We start from the raw sequence: 26,699 nt of genomic DNA, 5'->3' as shown, positions 1-26,699 counted from the left end.
TTTCGTTCTTCGCGGGCAAGCCACGCTCCCACAGGGAACTGTGATGTCAGAGGGTTAAGGTCTAGTGCGGTGGATAATTCGCCAGTATCCGCCCGACTGTCTCGCGGATCGTATTGCTGCGATCCTGCGGGTTCGGTGTGCGGCTGAGCGTCTGCTCGTCGCTGCCGCGCCACACCAGTTTGCCGTCCTTGCCATCGAGCAGGTCGATCTGGATGGTCGCCACCTTATAGCTGACGTTGCGGGTTTCGTTGTACATCGGCCCGCCCCAGTACCCGTTCCATGGGCTACCCCAACCACCGCCATAGTTAGTGGTCACTTGTTGCTGGCGATCTTCGACAATCAGGTAGGTCTGCACCTTCAGGTCCGAGGTGGCACCCGCGGCGGCCGGGCGCAAGCCGCGCTGATCCAGCTGATCGGCAACGGACAGGCGAATGCGCTGTTCGGTCAGGTCACTCATGATCCGCGGGTCTTCGGGACGGTATTGCACGGCGGGCTCTTTCCAGCTCCAGCTACGATAGGCAGCAAAGTCGCGGCTGGAATCGAAGTCATGATTGACCTGGTTGGCGGCGCAGGCAGTGAGCAGTGCGGCCATGGTCAGTAAAGCGAGATTGCGGAACATGATTTTTCTCCGATAGAAGACATGCGCCTGCGGGAGACTTCCTGAACAGGAAGCCAGGGAGCGTTCTCAATCAGCTTCCCCGTCGGGGAAAAAATTGAGAACGCCCCTAGCCAGGAGGATACGCCGACATGGCCTTCTCGACAGCTTCGCGAATGGCATCGGCACGCTCGCTCTGGTTGCCCTGATTGCTGGTTTCGGCACTGGCACTCCACACCGGCTGGCCGGTGCTCGCGTCGAACAGATCGACGCGCACCACCACCACCACTTGTACTTGATAAGTACGAATGACCGGCACCGTGTTGTACATGCCGTAACCGCTGCCGTAGTGGTTGTAACCGCCGCCGTAATACCCCCCGCCGTAACCATAGTCGTCCTGGACCTGACGCAAGCGGGTTTCCAGATGCAGGTCGGCGCTGACCAACAGGTCCGCCGGGCGGTTGTCGTGCAGCGGGCGCAAGCCGCGTTGATCGAGGGCATTGCTGACCGCTTCGGCCACTTGCTCCGAGTCGGCCCAAGCCGTGCCCGGTGGCAAGTGCCCGTTGAGCCAGGCCCAGCTGCGATAGCGCCCGTAATCCCGTGGCGCCGCCGGGTAGGCGCTGCGGTCGAAGGTGCTGGCGGCCTGCGGGGGGGCTGGTGGCAGAGGATTGGACGTCGCGACATAAGGGTTGCTGCCCTGGCAGGCCGCCAACCCGAGACAGATCACCAGTAACCCTGAACGATTTTTCATTTCGCGCTCCGGTCAGATCGGCCGACAGATCCAGTGCAGGTAGCGCCCAAGCCCGGCGAAGCTTGGGTGACGGCGGTGCGCCAGTTCCATTTCGAGCAAGTCCGGCAGTTCGACGCGGGCCTGGAACTCCACCGGCATGTAGTCGTAAAAAACCCGCACCCCACTCTGGGTTTCGACCTGCCACATGCTCTCAAGTTGCGCCGCCAGTTCCCGTGGATCCAGTGGCTGCTGCGGCGTCAGGCTCTGCTTCTCGCCGGCCATGTCATTCTTGCGCATCTTGCGGAAATGGCCCTTGAGCAGGTTGCGGTAGATCAACGCGTCACGGTTGTAGAACGCCAGGGACAACCAGCCGTCCGGCTTCGTCAGCTGATGCAGCACCGGCAAAATCGCATGGGGTTCGGCCAACCACTCCAGCACGGCGTGGCACAGCACCAGGTCGTAGGGTTCGGTGAGCTGACCGAGCAGATCCTGCCACGGCGCCTGAATGAACGTCGCCGTCTGCCCGGCGTCGGCGAAGCGCTGACGGGCACCTTCAAGCATCGGCTCGGCGGGTTCGGCGAGGGTCACCTGATGACCGCGCTGAGCCAGCCACAGCGACATGTGGCCCAGGCCGGCGCCGATGTCCAGTATGCGCAACGGGCGGTCCGGCAGGGTTTCGGCCAGGTCGGCCTGCAATACGGCAAGACGGATCGCGCCTTTGGCGCCACCGTAGATTTTTTCAGCGAAACGGGTCGCCAACTGATCGAAATGACGGTCGCTCATCAGCTGAACCGCCGTTCGCTGTCCGCGAGTTTGCTGCGCACCACTTCATTCATGTCCAACCCCAACTCGCTGCACAGCAGCAGTAGATACAGCACGATGTCGCCGATTTCCTGCCCGGCATGGGCGAGCTTGTCCGCCGGCAACTGGCGCGACTGGTCTTCGGTCAGCCACTGGAAAATTTCCACCAGCTCGGACATTTCCACGCTCGCGGCCATGGCCAGGTTTTTCGGGCTGTGAAATTGCCGCCAATCATTGCGATCGCGAATGGCGTGCAGGCGTTCGGTCAGTTCAACAAGGTTCATCGGGTTCTCCTGAAGGCGTATAGCTTCAGGGGGATGGCGGGTGAAGGCAAGTGACAACGTTACGCCCGCGAACTTTGCGCCATACTCCAAAAAGATCGCAGCCTTCGACAGCTCCTTGGGAACTCGACAGCACGATCAATAGCCCAACGGTCGGATCCGGCAACCACGCCATCATTCCATCAGGACGCACACATGCAGGTAGAAAGCTTTTTCGAATGGCTCGGCCAGGTAATCGGTTCGGCCATCCGGTTCATCATCGATGCCCTCAGTGGTCTGTTCAACCTGTTGAGCCACGCCGGCAGCAATTTTGTCGAAGGGCTGGCCCAGGCACTGGGCATGGACACTTCGATCGTCAGCATCATTACGCTGATCATCGGGTTGATGCTGCTGTGGGCAGCGATCCGCGCCTTCATGAACGCATCGATCATCATGGGGATTATCTGGTTGCTGCTGGGGTTGTGGTTGCTGAGCTGGATTATTCACTAACCCCACCATCCCCTGTGGGAGCGAGCCTGCTCGCGATGACGCCGGCACATTCAACATCCAGGTTGACTGTCAGCCCGCTATCGCGAGCAGGCTCGCTCCCACAATGGAACGATGTAGATTGCGAATGTGTCGCTACAATGCATGCGCCCCCAAAGGAGCCTGCATGTCCAACCTGATTGCCGACTGGCGCGACCGTCCGACTCATCGTCGAGTCTGGGCGCTCGCCGCCCCGATGATTCTCTCGAACATTTCCGTACCGCTGGTAGCGCTGGTCGACAGCACCGTCATCGGCCATCTGCCCCATGCTCATCAGCTCGGCGCTGTCGCGGTGGGGGCCAGTCTGTATACCTTTCTTGCCTGGGCCATGGGTTTTCTGCGCATGGGCTCCACCGGCTTCGCCGCCCAGGCTGCCGGGCGTGGGGATGGCGCCGCGTTGCGGCAGATTTTGCTGCAGGGTCTGTTGTTGGCCATGGGCCTGGCCATTCTGCTGGGCGCATTGGGCGTGCCGTTGAGCGGGGTCGCGCTGCACTTCATGCAACCGTCGGCAGAGCTGGATCAGCTCACCCGCGACTTCTTCCACACGCGGCTGTTCGGCCTGCCGGCGGCGCTGGCCAGTTATGCGCTGGTGGGTTGGTTCCTCGGCACGCAGAACGCGCGGGCTCCGTTGGCGATTCTGCTGAGCACCAACCTGGTCAACATCGCGCTGAACCTGTGGTTCGTGCTCGGCCTGGACTGGGGCGTGGTCGGCGCGGCCCGCGCGTCGGTGATCGCGGAGTGGACCGGCGCGCTGATCGGCTTGTTCATGACCCGCAAAGCCCTGCGCGCCTATCCCGGCCATATCGCCTGGGCAGCGCTGGCGATATGGCAGAGCTGGCGCCCATTGCTGGCGGTCAATCGCGACATCTTCATCCGCAGCCTGGCGTTGCAGTCAGTGTTTTTCCTGATCACCGTGCAGGGTGCGCGGCTGGGTGATGCCACCGTCGCCGCCAATGCGTTGCTGCTTAATGGCCTGCTGCTGACCGCCCACGCGCTGGACGGGCTGGCCCATGCCGTGGAAGCCTTGTGCGGACACGCCATCGGTGCCCGCGATCGAGAGGCCCTGCGCCGCTCACTGGTGGTGGCGTGCGGCTGGTCGTTGCTGGCGAGCCTGGGGTTTGCCTTGCTGTTTCTGTTCGCCGGGCACTTGTTCATCGAGATGCAGACCAACATTCAAAGCGTGCGCGACACCGCGTTCATCTACCTGCCTTACCTCGCCGCGCTGCCGCTGCTTGCCGTCTGGAGTTACCTGCTCGACGGCCTGTTCATCGGCGCCACCCGTGCCCGGGAAATGCGCAACGGCATGCTGTTGACGGTGATCTTGCTGCTGCCCTTCGCCTGGGCGTTGCAAGGCCTGGGCAACCATGGACTGTGGATAACCTTCCTGCTGTTCATGTTGCTGCGCAGCCTGACCCTTGGCGCGTTCGCCTGGTACTTGCGCAAGAACGACAGCTGGCTCAAAGGATGACAAGCGGGGCCGGCCTTCACCGCGTTCAGGGTTGATCGTTCTGCCACAGGTTGCGCAGGCTATCGAGACGCTCCTGCTGGGTGGCTCCCGACAATGGCCGCCCGACCACTGCGTCGGGGTGCTGCAAGCGCAACCACAACCAGCCATCGAGCACCGGGCGCTCACTGAATCCCAGCGCCAGGCCTTCCTGCAGGTGAGCCCATAAACGGTTGTAGTCGGTGCCGGTGGATCGGCTCCAGCGCCAGGCGTGCTGTTCCAGCAGGCAGGTTTGCAAGGTGTCTCGCTGACGCGCACTGAGACTCTCTTCGACGGCCAGCGGCCGGACGGCAAGCCGCGGATTGAACAACTGCTGCCAGCCCTGACAACCAATGGCCCGGTCGGCCCACGTGCCACCGAACCAGCGTAACTGGTCGATCGGACCAAGCCAGCGACTCAGCTCCAGAGCATCGCAGGCATCGAAAAAATAACTCGCCGTGCATGGGTTGTAGTAACTCAACAAGGCCCGGTGATGCAGGCCGAAGGTGATCATCAGCATGCGTCGCAAGTGCTCCAGCAACTGCGACGGCGATGCTTCGCTGATCAGCAGCAACCCGCTCCAGGCATGTGGCTCACGTTGGCACAGCTCGGCCAGCGCCGGACATTCGCGAAGATCGACCAGCGCCGGCCCGTGTTCGCGCAACGGATGCAACTCGGTGCCTTCGAACAACCAGAACCATCGGGTATGAGCGCACTGTTGCCGCAGGTTCACACCGGCCTGAGGCACGCCCGGTATATCGAGTAACAACCATTGCGGGGTCGGGTCGGCCGCCTGAACGGCGATCATGCCGCACCGCTCTCGCCGAGCTGCGTCGCCGCCCGGCAGGTGCACAAAGACTGCGCGCAATGAGCGAAGCTGCCCCCGCCGGGCAGCAGGCACAGGAGCACCAAGGGCTCGCTGGATTGCAGCAAGCCCAGCAAATTGTCGACTGCAAGGCTGGATTCGGTCGTCGAGGCGGGGTGTAAGTCAGGTATGACGGGCTCTGCGCTGGGCGGTGCGCCGGCAAGAAATCCGCTGATCAAAGGTTGGTCAGGATCGCCTTCGATGAAGCTCACCAGTACTTGCGCGCCTTCACGCAACGGCATGACGCCCGAGCCTTTCAGCTCGGGCGCCAACGGTAACCAGCAATGGCTGGGGGCTGCGCCCTCCCCCTGATAGAGCCAGTCGAACTGCACGGCAACCGGTCTGGAGGGATCGGGTCGAGACTCGTCGACATCGACTATCCACGCCCGCTGCAAGCTGTGCATCCTGGGTTTGACAACCGGATGAGCCGCCACGAAAGGCACTTCCTGCGCAATGGCACGGAGCTGATTGCTATAAGCGCGTCCCGGTCCCTGCCCTCCCTGATGTTCGACATGGGTCAGCAGCCAGAGTCGATTCCAATCCGTGCCCGGACGGCCGGACAACTGCATCAGTTGACCGCTGCGCAGCGTCGCCAGGTTCGTCTGTGCTTCGGCCGTCTGCCCACAGCCGTGAAGCGTGAACCGATGCACGCCCGGTCGTTCAGCCTCGCCTTCGAAGAGGCTCTCTTCACCATGGCGAAACTGTCCAGGACCGTCACCGAAGATCAGGCAGTGCCCGTGCGCGCGGTGCTCGAAGTAGTAATGAAGTCGCTCCTGGGTGCACAAACGCTGGAAGAATTGCAGGTCCGATTCCCGGTACTGCGTACAGAAATCCCGGGGCGGGTAATGGCCGCTCAGGTCGAAACGGCAATCTTTGCCGGTAATCCCGTGCTCCTTGAGCACCTGAGCAAGAATCTGCGGCACCGAGCGATTGCTGAAGATGCGCTGACTGAAGCGTTGGGCCAGACAGGCCAGCCTGGGCCCCAGGCGCACACGACAGCGCCTGGGTTCGTCACGATGACCGAGCTGAACGAGGCCCAGCAGTCGCCCGTGAACACCTTGGCCGTTGGCTCCAAAGTGCAAAAAGGCCGGGCGATACAACAGGTTGGCGAGGTCCAGCATCGGGTCGTCGTTCAGCAGATCCACATCGAACACAAAAGGCTCACTGATGGCTTCACTACCGGTAAAGGCCAAGACCTCAAAGGAGTCGGGCAGACCCGCTACATCCAGACGAAATGACGGTTCGTTGACTGGATCGAACATCGGCGATTCTCTACAGGAGGGGCGGCCGGGGATTCTCGCTGAGAGACATGGCCGAGTAGAGTGCCGAAGTACAACTTAGGAAATGACCTACGCGAAAAGAAGACCATATCGCTTGGTTAGCCCGATCTGTGGGTCATTTCGCTAGAAAAAAGAGAAGCCCCGCACCAGGCCATCTGAAATTTCCGCAACGTACGAAGAATTTTCAGACAACCTGATGCGCGCGGCGCCTTACCTCAAGAAGACAGGTAAGACGAACGGGTCAGGCCCAGACGCAAGGCATCGAGGAACTGGGTGCGCTCGGCGGCGCTGATGCGGGCACTGGCGCACTTGTCGCGGTAGTGGGTCATCAGCTCTTCCGGCGACAAGTGCACGTAACGCAGCATGTCTTCGATGGTGTCGTGGGTTTCGATACCGGCGTGGTACACGCTGCCGTCGGCATTCTGGTAGATGTTCACCGAGTCGGTGTCACCGAACAGGTTGTGCATGTCGCCGAGAATTTCCTGATAGGCACCGACCAGGAAGATCCCCAGCAGGTAGTCTTCACCGTCGTTCAAGCCGTGAACCGGCAGGCTGGTTTCGATGCTCTGCTCGTCGACGTATTGCTTGATCTTGCCGTCGGAGTCGCAGGTCAGGTCTTGCAGCACGGCACGGCGCAGCGGCTCTTCGTCGAGACGGTGCAGCGGCAGGATCGGCAGGACCTGGCCGATGGCCCAGGTATCCGGCAGGCTCTGGAATACCGAGAAGTTGCAGATGTACTTGTCGGCCAGCTTGTCGTTGAGTTCGTCGAGCACCTGACGGTGGGAACGCTGACGGGCCTTCAACGAGTTGTGCAGGCGACGGCAAACGGCGAAGTAGCATTGCTCGGCCAGGGCTTTTTGGGCCAGGGTCAGCTTGCCATCGGCGTATTGAGTGGCCACATCGCTCATGTAGTGCGTGGCGCGCCAGTAGGTCTCGGTGACCATTTCGATGTCGGTCGGGCCGAGCAGGTCAACCAGCCACTGCACGGTTTCCGGCAGCTCTTCCTTGCTCTCGATCTGCGGCACGTCGTCGTTGTGTTTCTCGACGTCGGTGACCTGCACCACCAGCATGGCGTGGTGAGCGGTCAGGGAACGGCCGCTTTCGGAGAAGATGTTCGGGTGTGGCAGGCTCTGCGCGTCGCAGAATTCCTTGAGCATCCCGACCACGACACCGGCGTAATCGTCCATGTCGTAGTTGATCGAACTGGCGTTACGCGAGTGCGTACCGTCGTAGTCCACGCCCAGACCACCGCCAACGTCGATGTGATCCACCGGCAGGCCAAGGTTGCGCAGCTCGCCGTAATAACGGATCGCTTCCTTGAAGCCGTGCTGGTAGTCCGCCAGGTTGGCGATCTGCGAACCCATGTGGAAGTGCAGCAGGCGAATGCCCTGGTCCAGACCCGCAGCGCGGAAACGCTCGACCACCGACAACAGTTGCGCTGCCGACAGACCGAACTTGGATTTTTCGCCGCCGGTGTCCGCCCACTTGCTCGAGGCCAGGGACGACAGACGCACGCGCAAGCCGACCTGCGGCTTGACCTTGAGCGACGCCGCTTCTTCGATCACCAGACCGACTTCGGATTCTTTCTCGATCACGATGAACACGTTGTGGCCGAGCTTCTGGCCCATCAACGCCAGACGGATGAACTCACGGTCCTTGTAACCGTTGCAGACGATGGTGCCGCCCTTCGGCGCCAGCGCCAGTACCGCCAGCAGTTCCGGCTTGGAGCCGGCTTCCAGACCGATCGATACGTTCTGGGTGGCGATGATGTTTTCGATCACCGCTTCCTGCTGGTTGACCTTGATCGGGTACAGCGCGGTGTACTTGCTCTGGTATTCCAGGCGCTCGATGTTGGCGTCGAACGCGCCAGTCAGCTGACGCACGCGGTCTTGCAGGATGTCAGGAAAACGCACCAGCAAAGGCAAGGACAAACCGCTTTGGCGCAGTTGGTCGACTTGCTCGAAGAGGTCGATAGGCGAACTGGTCGGGCCGTTCGGACGAACTTCGACGCGACCGGCGTCATTGATCGCGAAATACCCGGCCCCCCAATGGCGAATCCCGTAAACACTGCGGCTATCCGCAACTGTCCATTGGCTGCCATCGTCTTTGCGTGTGCGTCGTACGGACATTGAAGTCCCCTATAAAGAAGTCATAGAGCGTCGCCTTGAGTTCAGGCCGGCGCAGTCTAAAGAATGAAAATGACGATTAGCCTGCATGCAAGGGCCATAGACCTCGCATTCAGCGCTGAGTTTAGAAACCGGTCAGAACAGGCTCTGTGAAAACCATGTAGACGACGCCAGACCAGAGTTGAATCGGGACCGGATCAAGCCGAGGGTGGTTTTCACAGAGGCTGCTAGCCGCCGGACTTCTTCGCTTTGAAACCGTGTTTGATCAGCTCAGCCAAGAGTAGCTCGACATGATCGCCCTGGATTTCGATGATTCCGTCTTTCAACGCCCCACCGGTCCCGCAACGTTTTTTCAACGTCGTGGCCAGATCCTTGAGCGCTTCTTCGGCCAACGGCACACCGGTAATGGTGGTCACCGTCTTGCCGCCACGCCCCTTGCTTTCGCGACGCACGCGAGCGATGCCGTCGCCGGCCGGGATAACGGTTTGTTTGCAGATGCAGGCATCCACCGGCTTACTGCAATCCGGGCAATGACGACCTGCGTCGGTGGAGAATACCAAGCCACCAAGGGCGGCGAAGGATGCGGCTTTTTTGGCCACCGGCAATCCTCTTGGGAGGACAAAGACTGGTCGCGGCAACCCGGGAGGGAGCCATCGACCGCGAAGCCCCACTCAGGCAGGGGCAGCGCTACTGAAACGGAAAACCCGGTGTAGGAGCTGACGAGTGCAACGAGGCTGCGATCTTTTGATCTTGATTCAACAGATCGCAGCCTGCGGCAGCGCCTACAACAAGCAATACCGGTTCAGTTTGAAAAGGTCGCGCAGTGTAACGGCAAAAACGCCGATTGCTAAGAGCCAATCGGCGCCAATTTATGCCTTCTTTGCGACGCCGCTTTGTTGAGCCTTCAAATAACGCTTCAAGGCGGCCAAAGAGTCCGGGCAGTAAGGCTTTTGCTCAATTTCCAGCATCACCTGATCGATCGGGATGAAGCGCGCTTCAAGCACTTCTTCCGGTTGCAGAATCAACGGGCCGTCCCACACCGCCGAAAATGCCGAACACCACAGGCGGTTGCCGGTGTCCTCGAAGAAAAAGTGATCATGGGCGGTCAGTTCCACACCGCTCACGCCCAACTCCTCTTCCAGCTCACGGGCCGCCGATTCGGCGTAAGTCTCGGTGGCCAGCACCATGCCCCCCGCCGCCACATCCCAGTAACCGGGATATATCGCTTTGCTCAGGGTGCGTCGGTGCACGCACAACTCACCGGCAGAATTGAACAGCATGATGTAGGTGCCACGCCCGATCAGCCCGCGTTCGCGCAGGTCGGAGCGCACCAGAGTGCCGAGCAGGTTGTCCTGTTCGTCGACCCAGGCGATGTGTTCGGCATCGGAGGCCGCGCGATGGGCGGCCTCACGCGTGTCATCAACGGAGCTATCGACCATGACTCAGCCCTGATTGAGCAACTGACGCAAGTCGATCACCGCGGCGTTGGCCCGAGAGATGTAATTGGCCATGACCAGCGAGTGGTTGGCCAGCACACCGAAGCCGCTACCGTTGAGGATCATCGGGCTCCAGACCGGCTCTTGCGAGGCTTCCAGTTCACGAATGATCTGGCGCACGCTGACCGTGGCATTCTTCTTGGCCAGCACATCGGCGAAGTCGACTTCGATGGCACGCAGCAGGTGGGACAACGCCCAGGCCTGACCGCGGGCTTCGTAGAACACGTTGTCGATCTGCATCCACGGGGTCTCGACGATTTCTTCGTCGACCTGTGGCACCTGCCCCGGGGCCAGGACTTCGGTTTTCAGTGCGGTGTTGAGCTTGACCCGGCCGACGCTGGCCGACAGCCGTTGCGACAGCGAACCCAAACGGGTACCGACATCGCCCAACCAGTTATTCAGGTTGTCGGCGCGGGCATAGAACAGCGCGCTTTTCTGAGTAGGATCGGACAGGCGCGCCTGATAACGGCTCAGGGAATTGATGCCTTCCTGATACTCGGACTCACTGGATGGCAGCACCCAGCTTTTGTTGTCGAAGTTGAAACGCGGCTCGGCCTTGGCCAGGTCGGCGTCTTCGGTGGACTGCGACTGCGAGCGGGCGAAGTCTTTACGCAGCGCACGGCTCAGGTCGCGGACCTGGACCAGCACGCCATATTCCCAGCTCGGCGTGTTATCCATCCACAGGCCCGGCGGGAAACGGTCGTTGGAAATATAGCCACCCGGCTTGGTCAGCAAGGTGCCGGCGACGGTCTTGAGGGTTTCCACCGTGGTGTATCCGACAACCATCTGCTTGCCTTCTTTCTCGGCCGCCATCTGGGCATTCTGCTGAACCGGGAACAGCGCCGGCTCCTGGCTCCAGTACCAGCCCAGCGCGATAGTCACCAACAGATAAAGGCCAATCAGCGTAGCCAGCGCCCGGCTGAACAACAGGCCGCCGACATAACTGCGGGCGGCCGATTTCGGTTCAGCGGCACGTTCAGGCGCGCTGCCCGCGCGGTTCTTCCAGTCCAGCATGGCGATATCCTTTCAATCACTTGAGTTCATCGGTTCGACCACAACCCTACGCCATCGTGCCTCATTTTGCCGCGCATTAAATCCTGCGGGACATAGCAAGCCACACCATGACTGCAATCGAGCCGCCACTATAAATGAAGCATAGCGTTGAGCCTATGCGACCAGTCGGTCAGAAACTGAATGAAGTCGCTTTGCAGATTATTGACATGCGACACTCATGCAATCGAAAAGAGGTGCTAGCATAGAGCCACCAGTCGATCTCAGCATGCACCCTAACTAGTAGTCAGGATATGACCGAGCCAGAAGACCCCAGCCGTGAGCGCCTCAAGCACCACTTTGCCCAGCGGGTAATTCATCAGGCACGTCAGATTCTTGAGATATGGCAACGCCTGCAACGCAACGAATGGTCCACCACCGACTTATCGGAGCTGAGTGAGGCCAATCTGCGCCTGCTGCGCTTTGCCGAACGTTTCGAACAGCCGGAACACTCCCAGCTGGCGCGCCACATCGGCCAGTCGCTGGAAGCGGTGGACGCCAACCGCGGACGGCTGAGCAGCGGACTGATCACCGACCTCAACCGCCTGATGCAGCGTTTGTCCCGCACCGGCCTGCGCCATGGCGATCAGCTCGAACAAACCTTTCTGCCGCCGCTGCGCAAGCCGATCTACGTGATGCTGCAGGATCACGACCGGGCCGAGCGGCTGGCCAAGCAACTTGAATTCTTCGGGCTCAGCGCTCAATCCCTCGACAGTGTTGCCGCATTCCGCTCCTCGATGGTCGAGCGTTTGCCGGCGGCGATCGTCATGGACGTCGACTTCAGTGGCGCCGGCATCGGCCTGAAACTGGCGGCCGAAGCCCAGGAAGGCCTTGAGCAGCCTTTGCCGCTGCTGTTTTTCAGCCTGCACGAAACCGATACCCCGACCCGCCTCGCCGCCGTGCGCGCCGGTGGCCAGGAATTCCTCACCGGCACCCTCGAAGCCTCGAGCCTGCTGGAAAAGATCGAAGTCCTGACCTGCGTCGCCCAGTACGAACCTTATAAAGTGCTGATCATCGACGACTCCCGCGCCCAGGCCTTGCACACCGAGCGCCTGCTCAACAGCGCCGGAATCGTCACGCGGACCTTGATCGAACCGATCCAGGCCATGGCCGAACTGGCGGATTTCCAGCCGGACCTGATCATCCTCGACATGTACATGCCCGCCTGCACCGGTACTGAACTGGCCAAGGTGATCCGGCATAACGACCGGTATGTCAGCGTACCGATCATTTATCTGTCGGCCGAAGACGATCTGGACAAGCAACTCGACGCCATGAGCGAGGGCGGTGACGATTTCCTGACCAAGCCGATCAAGCCGCGACACTTGATCACCACGGTGCGCAACCGCGCGGCACGGGCACGCAATCTGAAGGCGCGGATGGTGCGCGACAGCCTGACCGGTTTGTACAACCACACCCACATCCTGCAATTGCTCGAAGACTGTTCATTCCGCGCCCGTCGCGAAAGCAAGCCGCTGAGCTTTGCGATGCTCGACATCGACCATTTCAAACGGGTCAACGACAGTCACGGCCATCCCATGGGCGACCGAGTGATCAAGAGCCTGGCGCTGTTCCTCAAGCAACGGTTACGCAAGACCGATTTCATCGGCCGTTACGGCGGTGAAGAGTTCGCCATCGTCATGCCAGACACCGATATTGAATCGGCCTGCAAGGTGCTCGATGAAATCCGTCAGCGCTTTGCCGAAATTCACTACCCCGCTCAGCCCCAGGACCTCTGGTGCACCTTCAGCGCCGGCGTCGTCGAACTGCGCGAAGACTCCGACAGCCTGATGATGGCCAGCCAGGCGGACGAGGCGCTGTACCGCGCCAAGGACGCCGGACGCAACCGCGTGCAAGCCGCGCGGGAATCAAAGCAAAGTGCCACTTTTTCATCGGAATCGACCCATTCGGTCATAACCCTGTAATAGAAACGCAATAAATTCAGGCGCTTACCATTCTTCCGTTGGTAGACCACGATGCGCCTGAAGCTGTTGACCAATCTCAATACCCTCCTTCTGGTCGCCGTGTGCGTAGCCCTTGGCGCCACGCTTTGGTGGTCGCAAAAAGCCCTGGAACGCCCTTATCAATTGATGGAGCGTTATCTGGGCCTGTCTCAGCAGTTTCAAAATGAAGTGGCGCGCAACGTCGAAGATTACCTGGCCAGTGGCGATGCCCTGCGCCTGAGCAACGCCAGCCAGGCCATCGACAGCTTGCAAAAGGAACTCGGCGAGTTGCCGCCCGCCCTGGCCGACACCTTGCGCCCCAGCCTGTCGAGCCTTGAAGCGTTCAGCAAGACGGACCTTTTGGCCGCCGGCAAACTCGCCGGTGATCCGCAGGCCCTGTTGCTGCAAGCCGAACGCGAACTCGGTGCCAGCCTCGATCAGCTCAGCCAATACGCCAGCGGCAACGCGGCGTACCTGACGCCCTTGCTCGTTGCCTCCCGGCACTTGGGCAAACTGTCCCTGGCCCGGGACAAACTGGTCAGCAGCGGGCGCAGCGAACTGGCCGCCGATGTTGAGCGCGAAGTCGCCAGCATCCGTGTTCAGGCTGAACAATTGGATGCCTTGCCGCTGCTGGGCGTGACCACCCGCAGTGAATCGAGCACCGATGATTTCGCCGCGATGATGGGTTTGGACAGCACAGAAAAAGCCGTCGCCGAAGATGCCGGTGTCGGCCTCAAGCGTGAGCTCAACAGCCTGCTCACCCGCTACCCGGCTGAACTGGCGCGCACTCGCGACCAGATCCGGAAACGCGCCGACCTCAGCGCCGCGACGCACTTGAAAATCACCGCCGTGCAGCAGGCCATCGCCGGGCTGGAACCGGTGGTGCGCGCCCAGCACGGACAGATCCAGAGCGAAGTGCGGCTGATGCAAGGGGTGATGATCGGGCTGATCCTGTTGATCGCATTGCTGATCGATACCTTGCAGCGGCGTCTGGCCCGAACCCTGACCAATCTGGCGCCTGCGCTGTCGACCTGGGCCGAGGGTGACTTCAGTCGCGACATTCAACTGGGCGCGACCAACCGCGAGTTGCACGACATTCAAGCTTCGCTCAACCGCCTGCGCGCCTATCTGGTCGACCTGGTCGGGACCATTCGCCTCAACGCCGAGCAGGTCGCCGGCAGCAGTCGGACCCTGGCCGAATTGAGTAATGACCTGCACAGCGGCGCCGAGCATCAGGCCGGCGACACGGCTCTGATCCGCGATTCTCTCGGTGAGCTTGAAGCCACGATTCAACAAGTCGCCGGTGACGCCAGCCAGGCTGCCGATGCCAGTCGTCACGCAGGACTTGCAGTGGAACACGGCCAGAAAGTGATCGGCCTGAGCCTCACCGGGCTGCATGCGCTGGTGGGTGAAGTGCAAGGCAACGCGCAGATGATCGAACATCTGGCCGAAGAGTCGGCGACCATTGGCGGTGTGCTGACGGTGATTCGCTCGATTGCCGACCAGACCAATCTGCTGGCCCTGAACGCCGCCATCGAAGCGGCCCGCGCCGGGGAAATGGGTCGGGGTTTCGCGGTGGTGGCCGAAGAGGTTCGGTCACTGGCGCAACGCACCGCCGGGGCCACGGCCGAGATCCAGACACTGATCGCCGGCCTGCAAACCGCCGCACGACAATCGGTCGAAGGCATGCGCGCTCAGGTCGAACACGCCGAAGCCACGGCCAATCAGGCCCAGGCCGCCGACGGGGCGCTGGATAAAATCGTCGGGGCGATTCAGACCATTTCCGACACCGCCGTGCGCATCGCCGATGTCACTGCCCAGCAGAGCGGCGCTGTCAGCGAAATCCGCGATCACAGTGAGCGGATTCATCAATTGGGTGGGGATAACTTGCTGCGCATCGGCGAGGGGCGAGAGCAAGGGGAGAATTTGTTGGTGTTGGGTGGACGACTGCATACAGCCGTTCAGGCCTTCCGCGTCTGACAAACCGCCCATCCCCCTGTAGGAGCTGCCGAAGGCTGCGATCTTTTGATCTTGCTTTTGATGGTGGCGCATGACACACCGCCAAAGATCAAGATCAAAAGATCGCAGCCTTCGGCAGCTCCTACACCGGTCGGCGTTGTAATGCACTCTCAGCTATCATGCCCACACTTTCGATTCGCGAGATTGTCATGCGCCGTTTGCTCTGCCTGCTGTTTTTAGTGCTCGCCCTGCCGGCCTCCGCCGCCGGGTTGCTGGACAGTCGGCCCAGTTCCACCCTGGGTTCGATCAATAACAGCGCCGACTTTCTGCCGGTGCGCGAAGCCTTTCAGTTGAGCCTGGTAGAAAGCACGCCGCAATCGATCAAGCTGCGCTTCGTCGCCACCGAGGGTTATTACCTCTACCGCCATCGCTTCCAGTTTCGCGCCGACCCGGCCGACATTGGCCTCGGCGCTGCGCAACTGCCCAAGGGCGAACAGAAACACGATGAGTACTTCGGCGATGTCGAGGTTTACCACGGGATTCTCGATGTAGAACTGCCGCGCACCGATTCCCGCGCCTTTACCCTGGCCGTGACCTATCAGGGCTGCGCCGACAAAGGCCTGTGTTACCCGCCCGAGACCGAGCGCCTGAGCATTGATGGCAGTGGCGGCGCGACCACAGCCTGGGGCTGGCGCGAACTGGCGCTGTTTTTCCTCGCAGGTCTCGGCCTGACGTTCACTCCGTGCGTATTGCCAATGCTGCCGATCCTCTCCGGCGTGGTCCTGCGCGGGCAAATCGGTGGTTTACGCGGTTTCAATCTGTCCCTGGCTTATGTGCTGCCGATGGCCGCCTGTTTCGCCGTGCTGGGTGCCTTGATGGGCATGTTCGGCGCGCAGCTCAATCTTCAGGCGCGCTTGCAGTCAGCCTGGGTGCTGGTGCCGTTCGCACTATTTTTCGCGGTGTTTGCCCTCGCCATGTTTGGCGTATTCGAACTGAAACTGCCCTATGCCCTGCGCAGCCGTCTGGACCGCATCGCTGGCCGTACCGAAGGCGGTTCATTGTGGGGCGCGGCGGTGCTGGGCGTGGTGTCGAGCCTGCTGGTTTCGCCTTGTGTATCGGCCCCTCTGGCCGGCGCGCTGCTGTACATCAGCGCCAGCGGCGATGCGCTGGGTGGCGGATTGAAATTGTTCATGCTCGGCCTGGGCATGGGTGCCCCACTGTTGCTGGTGGCGACCGGCGGCGCGGCCTGGCTGCCGAAAAGCGGACCGTGGATGATCTACGTGAAGAACGCGATTGGTGTGCTGCTGCTGGGGCTGGCGATCGGTTTGCTCAGCCGGGTCTTGCCGGGCCAGATCACCTTGCTGCTGATCGGCCTGCTCGCCGGTGGTGTCGGGTTGTTCATGGGCGCGCTGGAATTCGTCTATAAACCGCCGAGAAAACGCCTGGGTCAATTGCTGGGAATACTCCTGCTGTTTTATGCCCTGGCCTGCTGGTATGGCGCGTTCAGTGGCCAGACCGATCCGTTCAACCCCATCGGCCAACCGCGCATTGTCGCGGGCAACGATCAACCGCAAATCACTGGCAATTGGCAAACCATCACCACGCCAGCCGAACTGGATCGCGTCCTCACCGAAGCCAAATCCTCCGGCACGCCGCTGCTACTCGACTGGTACGCCGATTGGTGTATCAGCTGCAAAGTCATCGAACACGACGTGCTCAACGATGCCAAGGTCATCGAAAGCCTCAAAGGCTATCGACTGGTCCGTTTCGACATCACCGCCAGCAACACCGAACAACGCGCCCTGCTCGACCGCTACAAGCTATTCGGCCCTCCGGCGCTGATGTTTTTCGGCAAGGATGGCGTCGAACGTGTCGATGTGCGGGTGATCGGTGAGATCAACGCGACGAACTTCGCCGAACGCGTTGCGAAAGCAAATGACCGGATTTAATCACCCGGTCATATATTTCGCGCAAACATCGGCCATCGTGCTGGCTATTGCATAGAACTGGACAGTCACAAAGGCTTTGCGGCATAGTCTCCGGGTTCTGACAATTGCACACAGATCACAAAGGAGCAGCAGATGGCGACCCTATTGGTTTTACATGGCCCCAACCTGAACCTGCTCGGCACCCGCGAACCGGGCGTCTATGGTGCGACGACCCTGGCGCAAATCAACCAGGATCTGGAACAGCGGGCGCGCAATGCCGGCCACCATTTGCTTTACCTGCAAAGTAACGCCGAGTACGAATTGATCGACCGCATCCACGCAGCGAACAGCGAAGGTGTGGACTTCATTCTGATCAATCCAGCAGCTTTTACGCATACAAGTGTCGCATTACGTGACGCGTTGCTGGCGGTGAGCATCCCATTCATCGAAGTGCATTTGTCTAACGTGCACAAACGCGAACCTTTCCGCCATCACTCTTACTTCTCCGATGTTGCGGTGGGAGTGATCTGCGGCCTTGGCGCCAGCGGTTATCGACTGGCCCTGGAGGCCGCACTAGAGCAGCTTGAAAGACAGGCAACGGCTTGAACAACAAGCGTTAAACGCCCCTGACCGACCCTTGGGAGTTGATGATTCATGGATATCCGTAAAGTTAAGAAACTGATCGAATTGCTGGAAGAGTCCGGTATCGACGAACTCGAGATCAAGGAAGGCGAAGAGTCCGTACGCATCAGCCGTCACAGCAAGACGCCGGCTCAGCAGTACTACGCTCCCGCCCCGATGCATGCTCCGGCGCCTGCGCCTGTCGCTGCCGCTCCGGTTGCGGCCGCTGCTCCCGCCGCTCCGGCTGCGCCTGTGCTGAACGGCAACGTTGCCCGTTCGCCAATGGTCGGCACGTTCTATCGCAAATCTTCGCCGTCCTCGCCGTCCTTCGTTGAAGTCGGCCAGACCGTGAAGAAAGGCGACACTCTGTGCATCGTCGAAGCCATGAAGATGATGAACCACATCGAAGCTGAAAGCAGCGGTGTGATCGAATCCATCCTCGTCGAAGACGGCCAGCCGGTTGAGTACGACCAACCGCTGTTCACCATCGCTTGAACCGCGGAGAAACTTTGATGACTGCGAAGTTGGAAAAAGTTCTGATCGCCAACCGCGGTGAGATCGCCCTGCGGATTCTGCGCGCTTGCAAAGAGATGGGCATCAAGACTGTCGCCGTTTACTCCAAGGCCGACAAAGAGCTGATGCACCTGGGCCTGGCAGACGAATCCGTCTGCATCGGTCCGGCCTCGGCCGCGCACTCTTACCTGCACATTCCGGCCATCATCGCCGCCGCTGAAGTGACCGGCGCTACCGCCATTCACCCAGGCTACGGTTTCCTTGCGGAAAACGCCGACTTTGCCGAACAGGTCGAGAACTCCGGCTTCGCGTTCATTGGCCCGAAAGCCGAGACCATCCGCCTGATGGGCGACAAGGTATCGGCCAAGCACGCCATGATCGCTGCGGGTGTTCCAACCGTTCCGGGTTCCGACGGCCCACTGCCTGAAGACGAAGAAACCGCTCTGCGCATCGGTCGCGAAGTCGGTTATCCGGTGATCATCAAAGCCGCTGGCGGCGGTGGTGGTCGCGGCATGCGCGTCGTGCACAAGGAAGAAGACCTGATCTCTTCGGCGAAACTGACCCGCTCCGAAGCGGGCGCAGCGTTCGGCAACCCGATGGTCTACCTGGAAAAATTCCTGACCAACCCACGTCACGTGGAAGTTCAGGTGCTTTCCGACGGCCAGGGTCACGCGATCCATCTGGGTGACCGCGATTGCTCGCTGCAACGTCGTCACCAGAAGGTTCTCGAAGAAGCGCCGGCACCGGGCATCGACGAGAACGCGCGCGAGGAAGTCCTCGCACGCTGTGTCAGGGCGTGTATCGACATTGGCTATCGTGGCGCTGGCACCTTCGAGTTCCTGTACGAAAACGGCCACTTCTACTTCATCGAGATGAATACTCGTGTCCAGGTAGAGCACCCGGTTTCGGAAATGGTCACCGGCATCGACATCGTCAAGGAGATGCTCAGCATCGCCGCTGGCAACAAGTTGTCGTACACCCAGGATGACGTCGTCATCCGCGGTCACGCGCTGGAATGCCGGATCAACGCCGAAGACCCGAAAACCTTCATGCCAAGCCCTGGCACGGTCAAGCATTTCCACGCTCCAGGCGGCAACGGCGTTCGCGTCGATTCGCACCTGTACAGTGGCTATGCCGTTCCGCCGAACTACGATTCGTTGATCGGCAAGCTGATCACCTACGGCGCAACCCGTGACGAAGCCATGGCGCGCATGCGCAATGCGCTGGATGAAATCGTTGTCGACGGGATCAAAACCAACATCCCGCTGCACCGCGATCTGGTCCGTGATGCTGGCTTCTGCGAAGGCGGAGTCAACATTCACTACCTGGAACACAAGCTGGCTGCCGAAAAGCACTAAGCAGTGATCCATACCAACAAAGCCGCTTTCGAGCGGCTTTGTTGTTTCTGGAGATTGCTTCGGCCCTTGCAGGAGCGAGGCCTGTTCCGCGAACCAGACGCCGCGATGTATCAGAAGGACCAATGCGCCCCCCCCTTCGCGGGCAAGCCCCACCCCTACAAAGAGCATGCACGTATCGGCCTTGTCGTCTTCTGCCTCGCGCTCGCGTAAACTTGCGCGCTTCTCGCAGCCCGCTAGGCTGCAATCTATACTTTTCAAAGGTGCCCGCCATGCCTTGGCTGCAAGTCCGTCTCGCCATCAGCCCAGAACAAGCCGAAACCTACGAAGACGCTTTCCTTGAAGTGGGCGCCGTATCGGTGACCTTCATGGACGCCGAAGATCAGCCGATCTTCGAGCCGGAACTCAATACCACCCCGCTGTGGTCGCACACTCACCTGCTGGCCCTGTTCGAAGGTGGCACCGAAGCCGCCAGCGTACTGGCCCACCTCGAGTTGCTGACCGGCAGCCCGCTGCCCGAGCATCACAGCGAAGTCATCGAAGACCAGGACTGGGAACGCAGCTGGATGGACGGTTTCCAGCCCATGCGTTTCGGTCAGCGCCTGTGGATCGTCCCAAGCTGGCACGCCGCGCCGGAGCCAGATGCGGTGAACCTGCTGCTGGACCCGGGCCTGGCGTTCGGCACCGGCACTCACCCGACCACCGCGCTGTGCCTGGAATGGCTCGACGGCCAGGACCTGAAAGGTTGCAACGTGCTGGACTTCGGCTGCGGCTCGGGGATTCTGGCGATTGCCGCCCTGCTGCTCGGCGCGAAAGAAGCCGTTGGCACCGATATCGATGTGCAGGCGCTGGAAGCCTCGCGCGACAACGCCGGGCGCAACAACATTGCCGAAGCGCTGTTCCCGCTCTATCTGCCGGAAGATCTGCCGCAGGTCCAAGCTGACGTGCTGGTCGCCAACATTCTTGCCGGCCCGCTGGTTTCGCTGGCGCCGCAACTGTCCAGCCTGGTCAAGCCCGGCGGTCGCCTGGCGTTGTCGGGCATCCTCGCCGAACAAGGCGAAGAAGTCGCCGCCGCCTACGCCCAGGACTTCGATCTGGACCCGATTGCCAATCGCGACGGCTGGGTACGCATTACTGGCCGTCGGCGCTAGAATGAGCACCTGCATAAACCGGATTGCCGCATGACCGACAGTTTCGTCACCCAGTGCCCCCATTGCCATACCAGCTTCCGCGTCAGCCACGCTCAATTGAGCGTGGCCCGCGGAGTGGTTCGCTGCGGCTCATGCCTGCAGGTGTTCAACGCCGCCAAACAGTTACTCGAGCAACGGGCTGGCAAGGAAGCAGTCAAACCGGTTGCACCGGCGCCCGTCGAACCGCCCGTGCAGCGAGCCATCAGCCAAAAGCAATGGACCGCTGCCGAAATGGATCTCGACAGCCTGGACCTGGACGAAGAGCTCGCCCGGCTCGAACAGCGGGAAATCCAGCCGACAACGGAATTCGGTCGCCCTCGCGAAGACAGCCTCAGCGCTCGCCGCGATACCACCGGGCACGACGAAGATCCCTGGTCCGACAGCCTCTTCAGTGAGTCGGCCGCCGATCGCGCCAAAGTGGCCGACACGCCTGCGCCAGAACCGACGATCGAGCCGAACAGACACTCGCGCACCGAACCTTCGCTGTCCCTGGAGCCCGCGGAAGTGGACGATGCACCCGAGGTGCAACAGTTGCGCCTGCACGACCCGCTCGACGCCCCGATCCCTTTTGGAGGCCTGTCGGCGACCCCCGACGAGATCGACGAAGACCTGCCCTCGGTCGAGCCTCTGCGCAAGCGGCGCGAACGCAACGAACCGGCCATGCGCGCGGAAGTACTGGAAGACCTGACCGACGACCCGTTGCAACTGGATTGGCAAAAGCGTCGCTCCCCCTGGGGTCGGCGTTTTTTCTGGCTGCTGCTGATCCTGCTCGGTGCCGCGGCCCTCATCGGCCAATACGTCGCCTACCACTTCGACGAACTGGCACGTCAGGACCAGTACCGTCCGTGGTTCCAGCAACTGTGTCCGCACATTGGCTGCACAGTGCCGTCCAAGGTCGACATCGCGAAAGTCAAAAGCAGCAATCTGGTGGTCCGCAGCCACCCGGACTTCAACGGCGCCCTGGTGGTCGATGCCATCATTTACAATCGCGCCCCCTTCTCCCAGCCCTTCCCGCTGCTGGAGCTGCGCTTTGCCGACCTCAACGGCCACCTGATCGCCAGCCGTCGCTTCAAGCCCGGCGAGTACCTCAACGGTGACCTCGAGGGCCTGGCGGAAATGCCGCCGCAAACGCCGATCCACATCGCGCTGGACATTCTCGATCCTGGCCCCAAAGCGGTGAATTACAGCCTGAGCTTCCATTCCCCCGAGTGAAACGCTCAAGCGTTACAGGCTTGACGGCGGTTTCCTGACTTTGACCGTTCAAACCAAACCGCTGGCGATAACGAATTAACTGTTCAGATTTTATCCAATTCAGCCTTTATCCAGTCATCGAGAGCGGGTATCATGCCAACCCTTTTTCGAACTCTCATGATCCGGCCCCACAACAGGGAAGTCCTATGTCGGCGGTACGCATCGGTCCATATACATTGCACAACGGCTTGATTCTCGCCCCCATGGCGGGTGTCACCGACCAGCCCTTTCGTCAGCTGTGCAAACGACTGGGCGCGGGCCTTGTAGTCTCGGAAATGGTCACCAGCGACATGAGCTTGTGGAACACCCGCAAATCGCGGATGCGCATGATCCACGAAGGTGATCCCGAGCCCCGCTCGGTACAGATCGCCGGCGGTGACGCGCAGATGCTGGCGGATGCAGCCCGGGCCAACGTGGAACTGGGCGCACAGATTATTGATATCAACATGGGCTGTCCGGCAAAGAAGGTCTGCAACAAGGCCGCCGGCTCCGCACTGTTGAAGGATGAAGCATTGGTGACCGAGATCCTGCAGGCCGTGGTGGCCGCAGTCGATGTGCCGGTCACCCTGAAGATCCGCACTGGCTGGGACCGGGCGAACAAGAACGGTCTGACGGTGGCGAAGATCGCCGAACAGGCAGGCATTACGGCGCTGGCGGTGCATGGCCGCACCCGTGCCGATCTGTACACAGGTGAAGCCGAGTACGACACCATTGCCGCGATCAAGCAGGCCGTGTCGATTCCGGTCTTTGCCAACGGCGATATCGATTCGCCCGAGAAGGCCCGGTACGTGCTCGACGCGACCGGTGCCGATGGCCTGTTGGTAGGGCGGGCTGCCCAGGGGCAGCCATGGATTTTTCGTGAGATCGACCATTATCTGCGTACCGGCGAAAAACTCCCGGCACCGGAACTGATCGAGGTGGAACGTATTCTGCTTGAGCATCTGGCCGCGCTGCATGCCTTCTATGGCGACGTCATGGGCGTGCGCATAGCTCGCAAGCATGTGGGCTGGTATCTCGCAACCTTGCCGGGCGCCAGGGAGTTCCGCGCCCACTTCAATCGTTTGGAAGATACGGAAGCACAATGCGCCTACGTTCGGGCCTTCTTCGCCGAACGTTACAAGAGCCTGACAGGGGACGGAGAAGGGGTGGCCGCATGACGATGATGACCGAGACTTTAGTGAGTGGAACAACACCCGTGAGCGACAACGTGAATTTGAAACAGCACCTCAATACGCCGAGCGAAGAAGGTCAGACCCTTCGCGGGAATGTCGAGAAGGCGCTGCACAATTATTTCGCCCACCTTGAAGGCGCTGCCGTCACGGATGTGTACAACCTGGTGCTCTCCGAAGTCGAGGCTCCCCTGCTCGAGTGCGTGATGAACTACGTCAAGGGCAACCAGACCAAGGCCAGTGAGTTGCTCGGATTGAACCGAGGCACCCTGCGCAAGAAACTCAAGCAGTACGATTTGCTGTAAGCATTCAATCAAACCAGAAAGGCGCCCGCGTAAAACCGGCCGCCTTTTTTGCTGACTCCTTTGCTTTTGATGGAAATTGAGATGACCGACCAGACTACCCGCCTGCCGATCCGCCGCGCCTTGATCAGTGTTTCCGACAAGACCGGGATCCTTGAATTCGCCAAGGAGCTTGAAGCCCTGGGCGTCGAGATCCTCTCCACCGGCGGGACGTTCAAGCTGCTGCGCGACAACGGCGTTGCCGCAGTGGAAGTCGCGGACTACACCGGTTTCGCAGAAATGATGGACGGTCGGGTGAAAACCCTGCACCCGAAAATCCACGGCGGGATCCTCGGTCGTCGCGGTATCGACGACGCCATCATGAACGAGCACGGCATCAAGCCGATCGATCTGGTAGCGGTCAACCTGTACCCGTTCGAAGCCACCATCAACAAGCCAGGCTGCGACCTGCCGACTGCCATCGAGAACATCGACATCGGCGGCCCGACCATGGTCCGTTCGGCAGCCAAGAACCACAAAGACGTGGCCATCGTGGTGAATGCCAGCGATTACGCCAACGTCCTGGAAAGCCTCAAGGCCGGCGGCCTGACCTACGCTCAGCGTTTCGACCTGATGCTCAAGGCCTTCGAACACACCGCCGCCTACGACGGCATGATCGCCAACTACATGGGCACCGTGAACCAGGCGGCTGAAACCCTCAGCACTGAAGGTCGCAGCGAATTCCCGCGCACGTTCAACAGCCAGTTCATCAAGGCCCAGGAAATGCGCTACGGCGAGAACCCGCACCAGAGCGCGGCGTTCTATGTCGAAGCCAAGCCTGCCGAAGTCGGCATCGCCACCGCGACCCAATTGCAAGGCAAAGAGCTGTCGTTCAACAACGTGGCCGACACCGACGCCGCGCTGGAATGCGTGAAGAGCTTCGTCAAACCGGCCTGCGTGATCGTCAAGCATGCCAACCCGTGTGGCGTGGCCGTGAGCCCGGACGCCGAAGGCGGCATCCGTCAGGCCTATGAACTGGCCTACGCCACCGACACCGAATCGGCGTTCGGCGGCATCATCGCGTTCAACCGCGAACTGGATGCTGAAACCGCCAAGGCCATCGTCGAGCGTCAGTTCGTCGAAGTGATCATCGCTCCATCCGTCAGTGAAGAAGCTCGCGCCATCGTCGCAGCAAAAACCAACGTACGCCTGCTGGCCTGCGGCGAGTGGTCGGCTGATCGCGCTCCGGCCTGGGATTACAAACGCGTCAATGGTGGTTTGCTGGTACAGAGCCGCGACATCGGCATGATCGGCAGCGAAGACTTGAAAGTGGTGACCAAGCGCGCACCGACCGAACAGGAAATCAATGACCTGATCTTCGCCTGGAAAGTGGCCAAGTACGTGAAGTCCAACGCCATCGTCTACGCCAAGAACCGTCAGACCATCGGTGTCGGCGCCGGCCAGATGAGCCGCGTGAACTCCGCGCGTATCGCCGCGATCAAGGCAGAACACGCCGGCTTGCAGGTGCAGGGCGCGGTCATGGCATCGGATGCGTTCTTCCCGTTCCGTGATGGCATCGACAACGCAGCCAAGGTCGGTATCACCGCGGTGATCCAGCCAGGTGGCTCGATGCGCGATAACGAAGTGATTGCTGCAGCTGATGAAGCTGGCATCGCCATGGTCTTTACGGGCATGCGCCACTTCCGTCACTGATACGCCGCGCGCCCTGTAGGAGCTTGTAGGAGCTGTCGAGCGAAGCGAGGCTGCGATCTTTAGATTTTGCTTATAAAAAACAGATCAAAAGATCGCAGCCTCGTTGCACTCGACAGCTCCTACAGTTCTATAAGGATTTGCAGCGCCTTCCCAGATTTTTGAGGTTTTTGAAATGAATGTTTTGATCATTGGCAGCGGTGGCCGTGAACACGCCCTGGCCTGGAAAGTGGCTCAGGATCCGCGCGTGCAGAAAGTTTTCGTTGCCCCGGGCAACGCCGGCACTGCCATTGAAGCCAAGTGCGAGAACGTCGCTATCGACGTGTTGGCCCTTGAGCAACTGGCTGATTTTGCCGAGAAGAACGTGTCCCTGACCATCGTCGGCCCGGAAGTGCCGCTGGTTGCCGGCGTTGTCGATCTGTTCCGCTCCCGTGGCCTGGATTGCTTCGGCCCGACCGCTGGCGCTGCTCAGCTGGAAGGTTCGAAAGCCTTCACCAAGGACTTCCTGGCGCGCCACAAGATCCCGACCGCCGATTATCAGAATTTCACCGAGATCGAGCCGGCCCTGGCTTATCTGCGTGAAAAAGGCGCACCGATCGTGATCAAGGCCGACGGCCTGGCCGCCGGTAAAGGCGTGATCGTGGCCATGACGTTGGCTGAAGCCGAAGACGCCGTGCGCGACATGCTGGCTGGCAACGCATTCGGCGACGCCGGTTCCCGTGTGGTGATCGAAGAATTCCTGGACGGCGAAGAAGCCAGCTTCATTGTCATGGTCGACGGCAAGAACGTACTGCCGATGGCCACCAGCCAGGACCACAAACGCGTCGGCGACGGCGACACCGGTCCGAACACCGGCGGCATGGGCGCTTACTCCCCGGCCCCGGTCGTCACGGCCGAAGTCCACCAACGGGTCATGGATCTGGTGATCTGGCCAACCGTGCGTGGCATGGCCGAGGAAGGCAACGTTTACACCGGTTTCCTTTATGCCGGCCTGATGATCGACAAGGCTGGTAACCCAAAAGTTATCGAGTTCAACTGCCGTTTCGGCGATCCTGAGACCCAACCGGTGATGCTGCGTTTGCAGTCGAGCCTGGTATTGCTGGTCGAAGCGGCTCTGGCGCAGGCGCTGGACAAGGTCGAAGCACAATGGGATCCACGTCCGAGCGTCGGCATCGTATTGGCCGCTGGCGGTTACCCGGGTGACTACGCCAAAGGCGTCGCCATCAACGGCCTGGATGCAGCCGCGGCACTGGAAGGCAAAGTCTTCCACGCCGGTACTGCGCTCAAGGACGGTCAAGTGGTGACGGCCGGTGGTCGGGTGCTGTGCGCAACCGCCATGGGCACCAGCGTCGACGCAGCCCAGCAGCAGGCTTACAAGCTGGCAGCTAAAATCGACTGGGAAGGCTGTTTCTACCGCAAGGACATTGGCTACCGCGCCATTGCCCGCGAGCGTGGCGAAAATCAGGAATAAGCTTCCATTAGGCCAGGCAAGGGCGTGTGGCCCTTGCCGGACTATTCCGGCGCCGCGCATAGTTATATTCTGGCAT

Annotated in this window: 24 protein-coding genes; 14 read left to right on the top strand and 10 right to left on the bottom strand. The window is 60.7% G+C overall.

All coding sequences use genetic code 11. The annotated features are described in order from the left end of the window. Nucleotides 1-61 precede the first annotated feature (61 nt). The 4 genes from KGB14_RS02690 to KGB14_RS02675 all read right to left on the bottom strand — a co-directional run bounded on the left by KGB14_RS02690 (nt 62) and on the right by KGB14_RS02675 (nt 2,410). Nucleotides 62-619 carry a DUF4136 domain-containing protein gene (locus KGB14_RS02690; protein ID WP_223483978.1) on the bottom strand — a complete coding sequence of 186 codons (558 nt, stop codon included), beginning with the start codon at nt 617-619 and terminating at the stop codon, nt 62-64. A 106-nt stretch (nt 620-725) separates the two neighbouring features. Further along, a complete protein-coding gene (locus KGB14_RS02685; protein WP_223483977.1) occupies nt 726-1,346 on the bottom strand; it encodes a DUF4136 domain-containing protein in 621 nt (206 codons plus the stop codon). Nucleotides 1,347-1,358: 12 nt separating this feature from the next. Further along, nucleotides 1,359-2,108: a methyltransferase domain-containing protein gene (locus KGB14_RS02680; RefSeq protein WP_223483976.1), complete on the bottom strand. Its 750-nt coding sequence runs from the start codon at nt 2,106-2,108 to the stop codon at nt 1,359-1,361. Continuing rightward, nucleotides 2,108-2,410: a MazG-like family protein gene (locus KGB14_RS02675; protein WP_008011269.1), complete on the bottom strand. Its 303-nt coding sequence runs from the start codon at nt 2,408-2,410 to the stop codon at nt 2,108-2,110. The genes KGB14_RS02680 and KGB14_RS02675 overlap by 1 nt, the downstream gene beginning before the upstream one ends. Nucleotides 2,411-2,602: 192 nt before the next feature. Between KGB14_RS02675 and KGB14_RS02670 the strand changes: the two genes are divergently transcribed. After that, nucleotides 2,603-2,896: a hypothetical protein gene (locus KGB14_RS02670; RefSeq protein WP_223483975.1), complete on the top strand. Its 294-nt coding sequence runs from the start codon at nt 2,603-2,605 to the stop codon at nt 2,894-2,896. A 163-nt stretch (nt 2,897-3,059) separates the two neighbouring features. Continuing rightward, on the top strand, nt 3,060-4,400 hold the full coding sequence (locus tag KGB14_RS02665; protein WP_223483974.1) for an MATE family efflux transporter: 1,341 nt from the start codon (nt 3,060-3,062) through the stop codon (nt 4,398-4,400). A gap of 25 nt (nt 4,401-4,425) precedes the next feature. On the opposite strand, the gene KGB14_RS02660 is transcribed toward KGB14_RS02665, so the two are convergent. From KGB14_RS02660 to KGB14_RS02635, 6 genes are all read right to left on the bottom strand, one after another. Beyond that, nucleotides 4,426-5,223 carry a DUF4123 domain-containing protein gene (locus KGB14_RS02660; protein ID WP_223483973.1) on the bottom strand — a complete coding sequence of 266 codons (798 nt, stop codon included), beginning with the start codon at nt 5,221-5,223 and terminating at the stop codon, nt 4,426-4,428. Further along, on the bottom strand, nt 5,220-6,542 hold the full coding sequence (locus tag KGB14_RS02655; protein ID WP_223483972.1) for a type VI secretion system Vgr family protein: 1,323 nt from the start codon (nt 6,540-6,542) through the stop codon (nt 5,220-5,222). The genes KGB14_RS02660 and KGB14_RS02655 overlap by 4 nt, the downstream gene beginning before the upstream one ends. 233 nt (nt 6,543-6,775) lie before the next feature. Beyond that, nucleotides 6,776-8,689, bottom strand: coding sequence for an arginine decarboxylase (gene speA, locus KGB14_RS02650; protein WP_223483971.1), 1,914 nt, complete (start codon nt 8,687-8,689; stop codon nt 6,776-6,778). 224 nt (nt 8,690-8,913) lie between these two features. Further along, nucleotides 8,914-9,285, bottom strand: coding sequence for a translation initiation factor Sui1 (locus KGB14_RS02645; RefSeq protein WP_074873454.1), 372 nt, complete (start codon nt 9,283-9,285; stop codon nt 8,914-8,916). 270 nt (nt 9,286-9,555) lie between these two features. Further along, nucleotides 9,556-10,125, bottom strand: a complete 570-nt coding sequence (locus tag KGB14_RS02640) for an NUDIX hydrolase (protein WP_223483970.1) — start codon at nt 10,123-10,125, stop codon at nt 9,556-9,558. Between the two features lie 3 nt (nt 10,126-10,128). Next, complete coding sequence (locus KGB14_RS02635) at nt 10,129-11,196, bottom strand: DUF2333 family protein (protein ID WP_223483969.1); 1,068 nt, start codon at nt 11,194-11,196, stop codon at nt 10,129-10,131. A 290-nt stretch (nt 11,197-11,486) separates the two neighbouring features. Between KGB14_RS02635 and gcbA the strand changes: the two genes are divergently transcribed. From gcbA to purD, 12 genes are all read left to right on the top strand, one after another. Then, nucleotides 11,487-13,157: a diguanylate cyclase GcbA gene (gene gcbA / locus KGB14_RS02630; RefSeq protein ID WP_223483968.1), complete on the top strand. Its 1,671-nt coding sequence runs from the start codon at nt 11,487-11,489 to the stop codon at nt 13,155-13,157. Nucleotides 13,158-13,208: 51 nt separating this feature from the next. Continuing rightward, nucleotides 13,209-15,155 (top strand): methyl-accepting chemotaxis protein, encoded by a 1,947-nt coding sequence (locus tag KGB14_RS02625; protein WP_223483967.1) that lies wholly within the window; start codon nt 13,209-13,211, stop codon nt 15,153-15,155. 188 nt (nt 15,156-15,343) lie between these two features. Further along, complete coding sequence (locus KGB14_RS02620; RefSeq protein WP_223483966.1) at nt 15,344-17,083, top strand: protein-disulfide reductase DsbD; 1,740 nt, start codon at nt 15,344-15,346, stop codon at nt 17,081-17,083. Between the two features lie 132 nt (nt 17,084-17,215). Beyond that, on the top strand, nt 17,216-17,668 hold the full coding sequence (gene aroQ, locus KGB14_RS02615) for a type II 3-dehydroquinate dehydratase (RefSeq protein WP_223483965.1): 453 nt from the start codon (nt 17,216-17,218) through the stop codon (nt 17,666-17,668). A gap of 48 nt (nt 17,669-17,716) precedes the next feature. Further along, nucleotides 17,717-18,178 carry an acetyl-CoA carboxylase biotin carboxyl carrier protein gene (accB, locus tag KGB14_RS02610; protein WP_223483964.1) on the top strand — a complete coding sequence of 154 codons (462 nt, stop codon included), beginning with the start codon at nt 17,717-17,719 and terminating at the stop codon, nt 18,176-18,178. A gap of 17 nt (nt 18,179-18,195) precedes the next feature. Then, nucleotides 18,196-19,554 (top strand): acetyl-CoA carboxylase biotin carboxylase subunit, encoded by a 1,359-nt coding sequence (accC, locus tag KGB14_RS02605; RefSeq protein ID WP_223483963.1) that lies wholly within the window; start codon nt 18,196-18,198, stop codon nt 19,552-19,554. A 269-nt stretch (nt 19,555-19,823) separates the two neighbouring features. After that, nucleotides 19,824-20,702, top strand: coding sequence for a 50S ribosomal protein L11 methyltransferase (gene prmA / locus KGB14_RS02600; protein ID WP_223483962.1), 879 nt, complete (start codon nt 19,824-19,826; stop codon nt 20,700-20,702). A 30-nt stretch (nt 20,703-20,732) separates the two neighbouring features. Continuing rightward, entirely contained in the window at nt 20,733-21,953 is a 1,221-nt protein-coding gene (locus KGB14_RS02595) for a DUF3426 domain-containing protein (protein WP_223483961.1), read from the top strand. A gap of 185 nt (nt 21,954-22,138) precedes the next feature. After that, nucleotides 22,139-23,149 carry a tRNA dihydrouridine synthase DusB gene (gene dusB, locus KGB14_RS02590; protein ID WP_007907421.1) on the top strand — a complete coding sequence of 337 codons (1,011 nt, stop codon included), beginning with the start codon at nt 22,139-22,141 and terminating at the stop codon, nt 23,147-23,149. Next, the gene (gene fis, locus KGB14_RS02585; protein ID WP_030128251.1) at nt 23,146-23,466 is read left to right on the top strand and encodes a DNA-binding transcriptional regulator Fis; all 321 of its coding nucleotides are present in this window, start codon (nt 23,146-23,148) and stop codon (nt 23,464-23,466) included. The genes dusB and fis overlap by 4 nt, the downstream gene beginning before the upstream one ends. Before the next feature lie 81 nt (nt 23,467-23,547). Then, nucleotides 23,548-25,155 carry a bifunctional phosphoribosylaminoimidazolecarboxamide formyltransferase/IMP cyclohydrolase gene (gene purH, locus KGB14_RS02580; RefSeq protein WP_223483960.1) on the top strand — a complete coding sequence of 536 codons (1,608 nt, stop codon included), beginning with the start codon at nt 23,548-23,550 and terminating at the stop codon, nt 25,153-25,155. 172 nt (nt 25,156-25,327) lie between these two features. Then, nucleotides 25,328-26,623: a phosphoribosylamine--glycine ligase gene (gene purD, locus KGB14_RS02575; protein WP_007937200.1), complete on the top strand. Its 1,296-nt coding sequence runs from the start codon at nt 25,328-25,330 to the stop codon at nt 26,621-26,623. Nucleotides 26,624-26,699: the final 76 nt, after the last annotated feature.

The organism is Pseudomonas sp. A-RE-19, assembly GCF_019956555.1.
Taxonomy (GTDB): Bacteria; Pseudomonadota; Gammaproteobacteria; order Pseudomonadales; family Pseudomonadaceae; genus Aquipseudomonas.
Note: the sequence above shows the minus strand (reverse complement) of the source record. Positions and strands in the feature narration are given on the sequence as shown.

Coding starts and splice junctions, on each gene's coding strand:
- KGB14_RS02690 (WP_223483978.1), bottom strand. CDS start 619: ATGTTCCGCAATCTCGCTTTACTGACCATGGCCGCACTGCTCACTGCC.
- KGB14_RS02685 (WP_223483977.1), bottom strand. CDS start 1,346: ATGAAAAATCGTTCAGGGTTACTGGTGATCTGTCTCGGGTTGGCGGCC.
- KGB14_RS02680 (WP_223483976.1), bottom strand. CDS start 2,108: ATGAGCGACCGTCATTTCGATCAGTTGGCGACCCGTTTCGCTGAAAAA.
- KGB14_RS02675 (WP_008011269.1), bottom strand. CDS start 2,410: ATGAACCTTGTTGAACTGACCGAACGCCTGCACGCCATTCGCGATCGC.
- KGB14_RS02670 (WP_223483975.1), top strand. CDS start 2,603: ATGCAGGTAGAAAGCTTTTTCGAATGGCTCGGCCAGGTAATCGGTTCG.
- KGB14_RS02665 (WP_223483974.1), top strand. CDS start 3,060: ATGTCCAACCTGATTGCCGACTGGCGCGACCGTCCGACTCATCGTCGA.
- KGB14_RS02660 (WP_223483973.1), bottom strand. CDS start 5,223: ATGATCGCCGTTCAGGCGGCCGACCCGACCCCGCAATGGTTGTTACTC.
- KGB14_RS02655 (WP_223483972.1), bottom strand. CDS start 6,542: ATGTTCGATCCAGTCAACGAACCGTCATTTCGTCTGGATGTAGCGGGT.
- speA (WP_223483971.1), bottom strand. CDS start 8,689: ATGTCCGTACGACGCACACGCAAAGACGATGGCAGCCAATGGACAGTT.
- KGB14_RS02640 (WP_223483970.1), bottom strand. CDS start 10,125: ATGGTCGATAGCTCCGTTGATGACACGCGTGAGGCCGCCCATCGCGCG.
- KGB14_RS02635 (WP_223483969.1), bottom strand. CDS start 11,196: ATGCTGGACTGGAAGAACCGCGCGGGCAGCGCGCCTGAACGTGCCGCT.
- gcbA (WP_223483968.1), top strand. CDS start 11,487: ATGACCGAGCCAGAAGACCCCAGCCGTGAGCGCCTCAAGCACCACTTT.
- KGB14_RS02625 (WP_223483967.1), top strand. CDS start 13,209: ATGCGCCTGAAGCTGTTGACCAATCTCAATACCCTCCTTCTGGTCGCC.
- KGB14_RS02620 (WP_223483966.1), top strand. CDS start 15,344: ATGCGCCGTTTGCTCTGCCTGCTGTTTTTAGTGCTCGCCCTGCCGGCC.
- aroQ (WP_223483965.1), top strand. CDS start 17,216: ATGGCGACCCTATTGGTTTTACATGGCCCCAACCTGAACCTGCTCGGC.
- accB (WP_223483964.1), top strand. CDS start 17,717: ATGGATATCCGTAAAGTTAAGAAACTGATCGAATTGCTGGAAGAGTCC.
- accC (WP_223483963.1), top strand. CDS start 18,196: ATGACTGCGAAGTTGGAAAAAGTTCTGATCGCCAACCGCGGTGAGATC.
- prmA (WP_223483962.1), top strand. CDS start 19,824: ATGCCTTGGCTGCAAGTCCGTCTCGCCATCAGCCCAGAACAAGCCGAA.
- KGB14_RS02595 (WP_223483961.1), top strand. CDS start 20,733: ATGACCGACAGTTTCGTCACCCAGTGCCCCCATTGCCATACCAGCTTC.
- dusB (WP_007907421.1), top strand. CDS start 22,139: ATGTCGGCGGTACGCATCGGTCCATATACATTGCACAACGGCTTGATT.
- fis (WP_030128251.1), top strand. CDS start 23,146: ATGACGATGATGACCGAGACTTTAGTGAGTGGAACAACACCCGTGAGC.
- purH (WP_223483960.1), top strand. CDS start 23,548: ATGACCGACCAGACTACCCGCCTGCCGATCCGCCGCGCCTTGATCAGT.
- purD (WP_007937200.1), top strand. CDS start 25,328: ATGAATGTTTTGATCATTGGCAGCGGTGGCCGTGAACACGCCCTGGCC.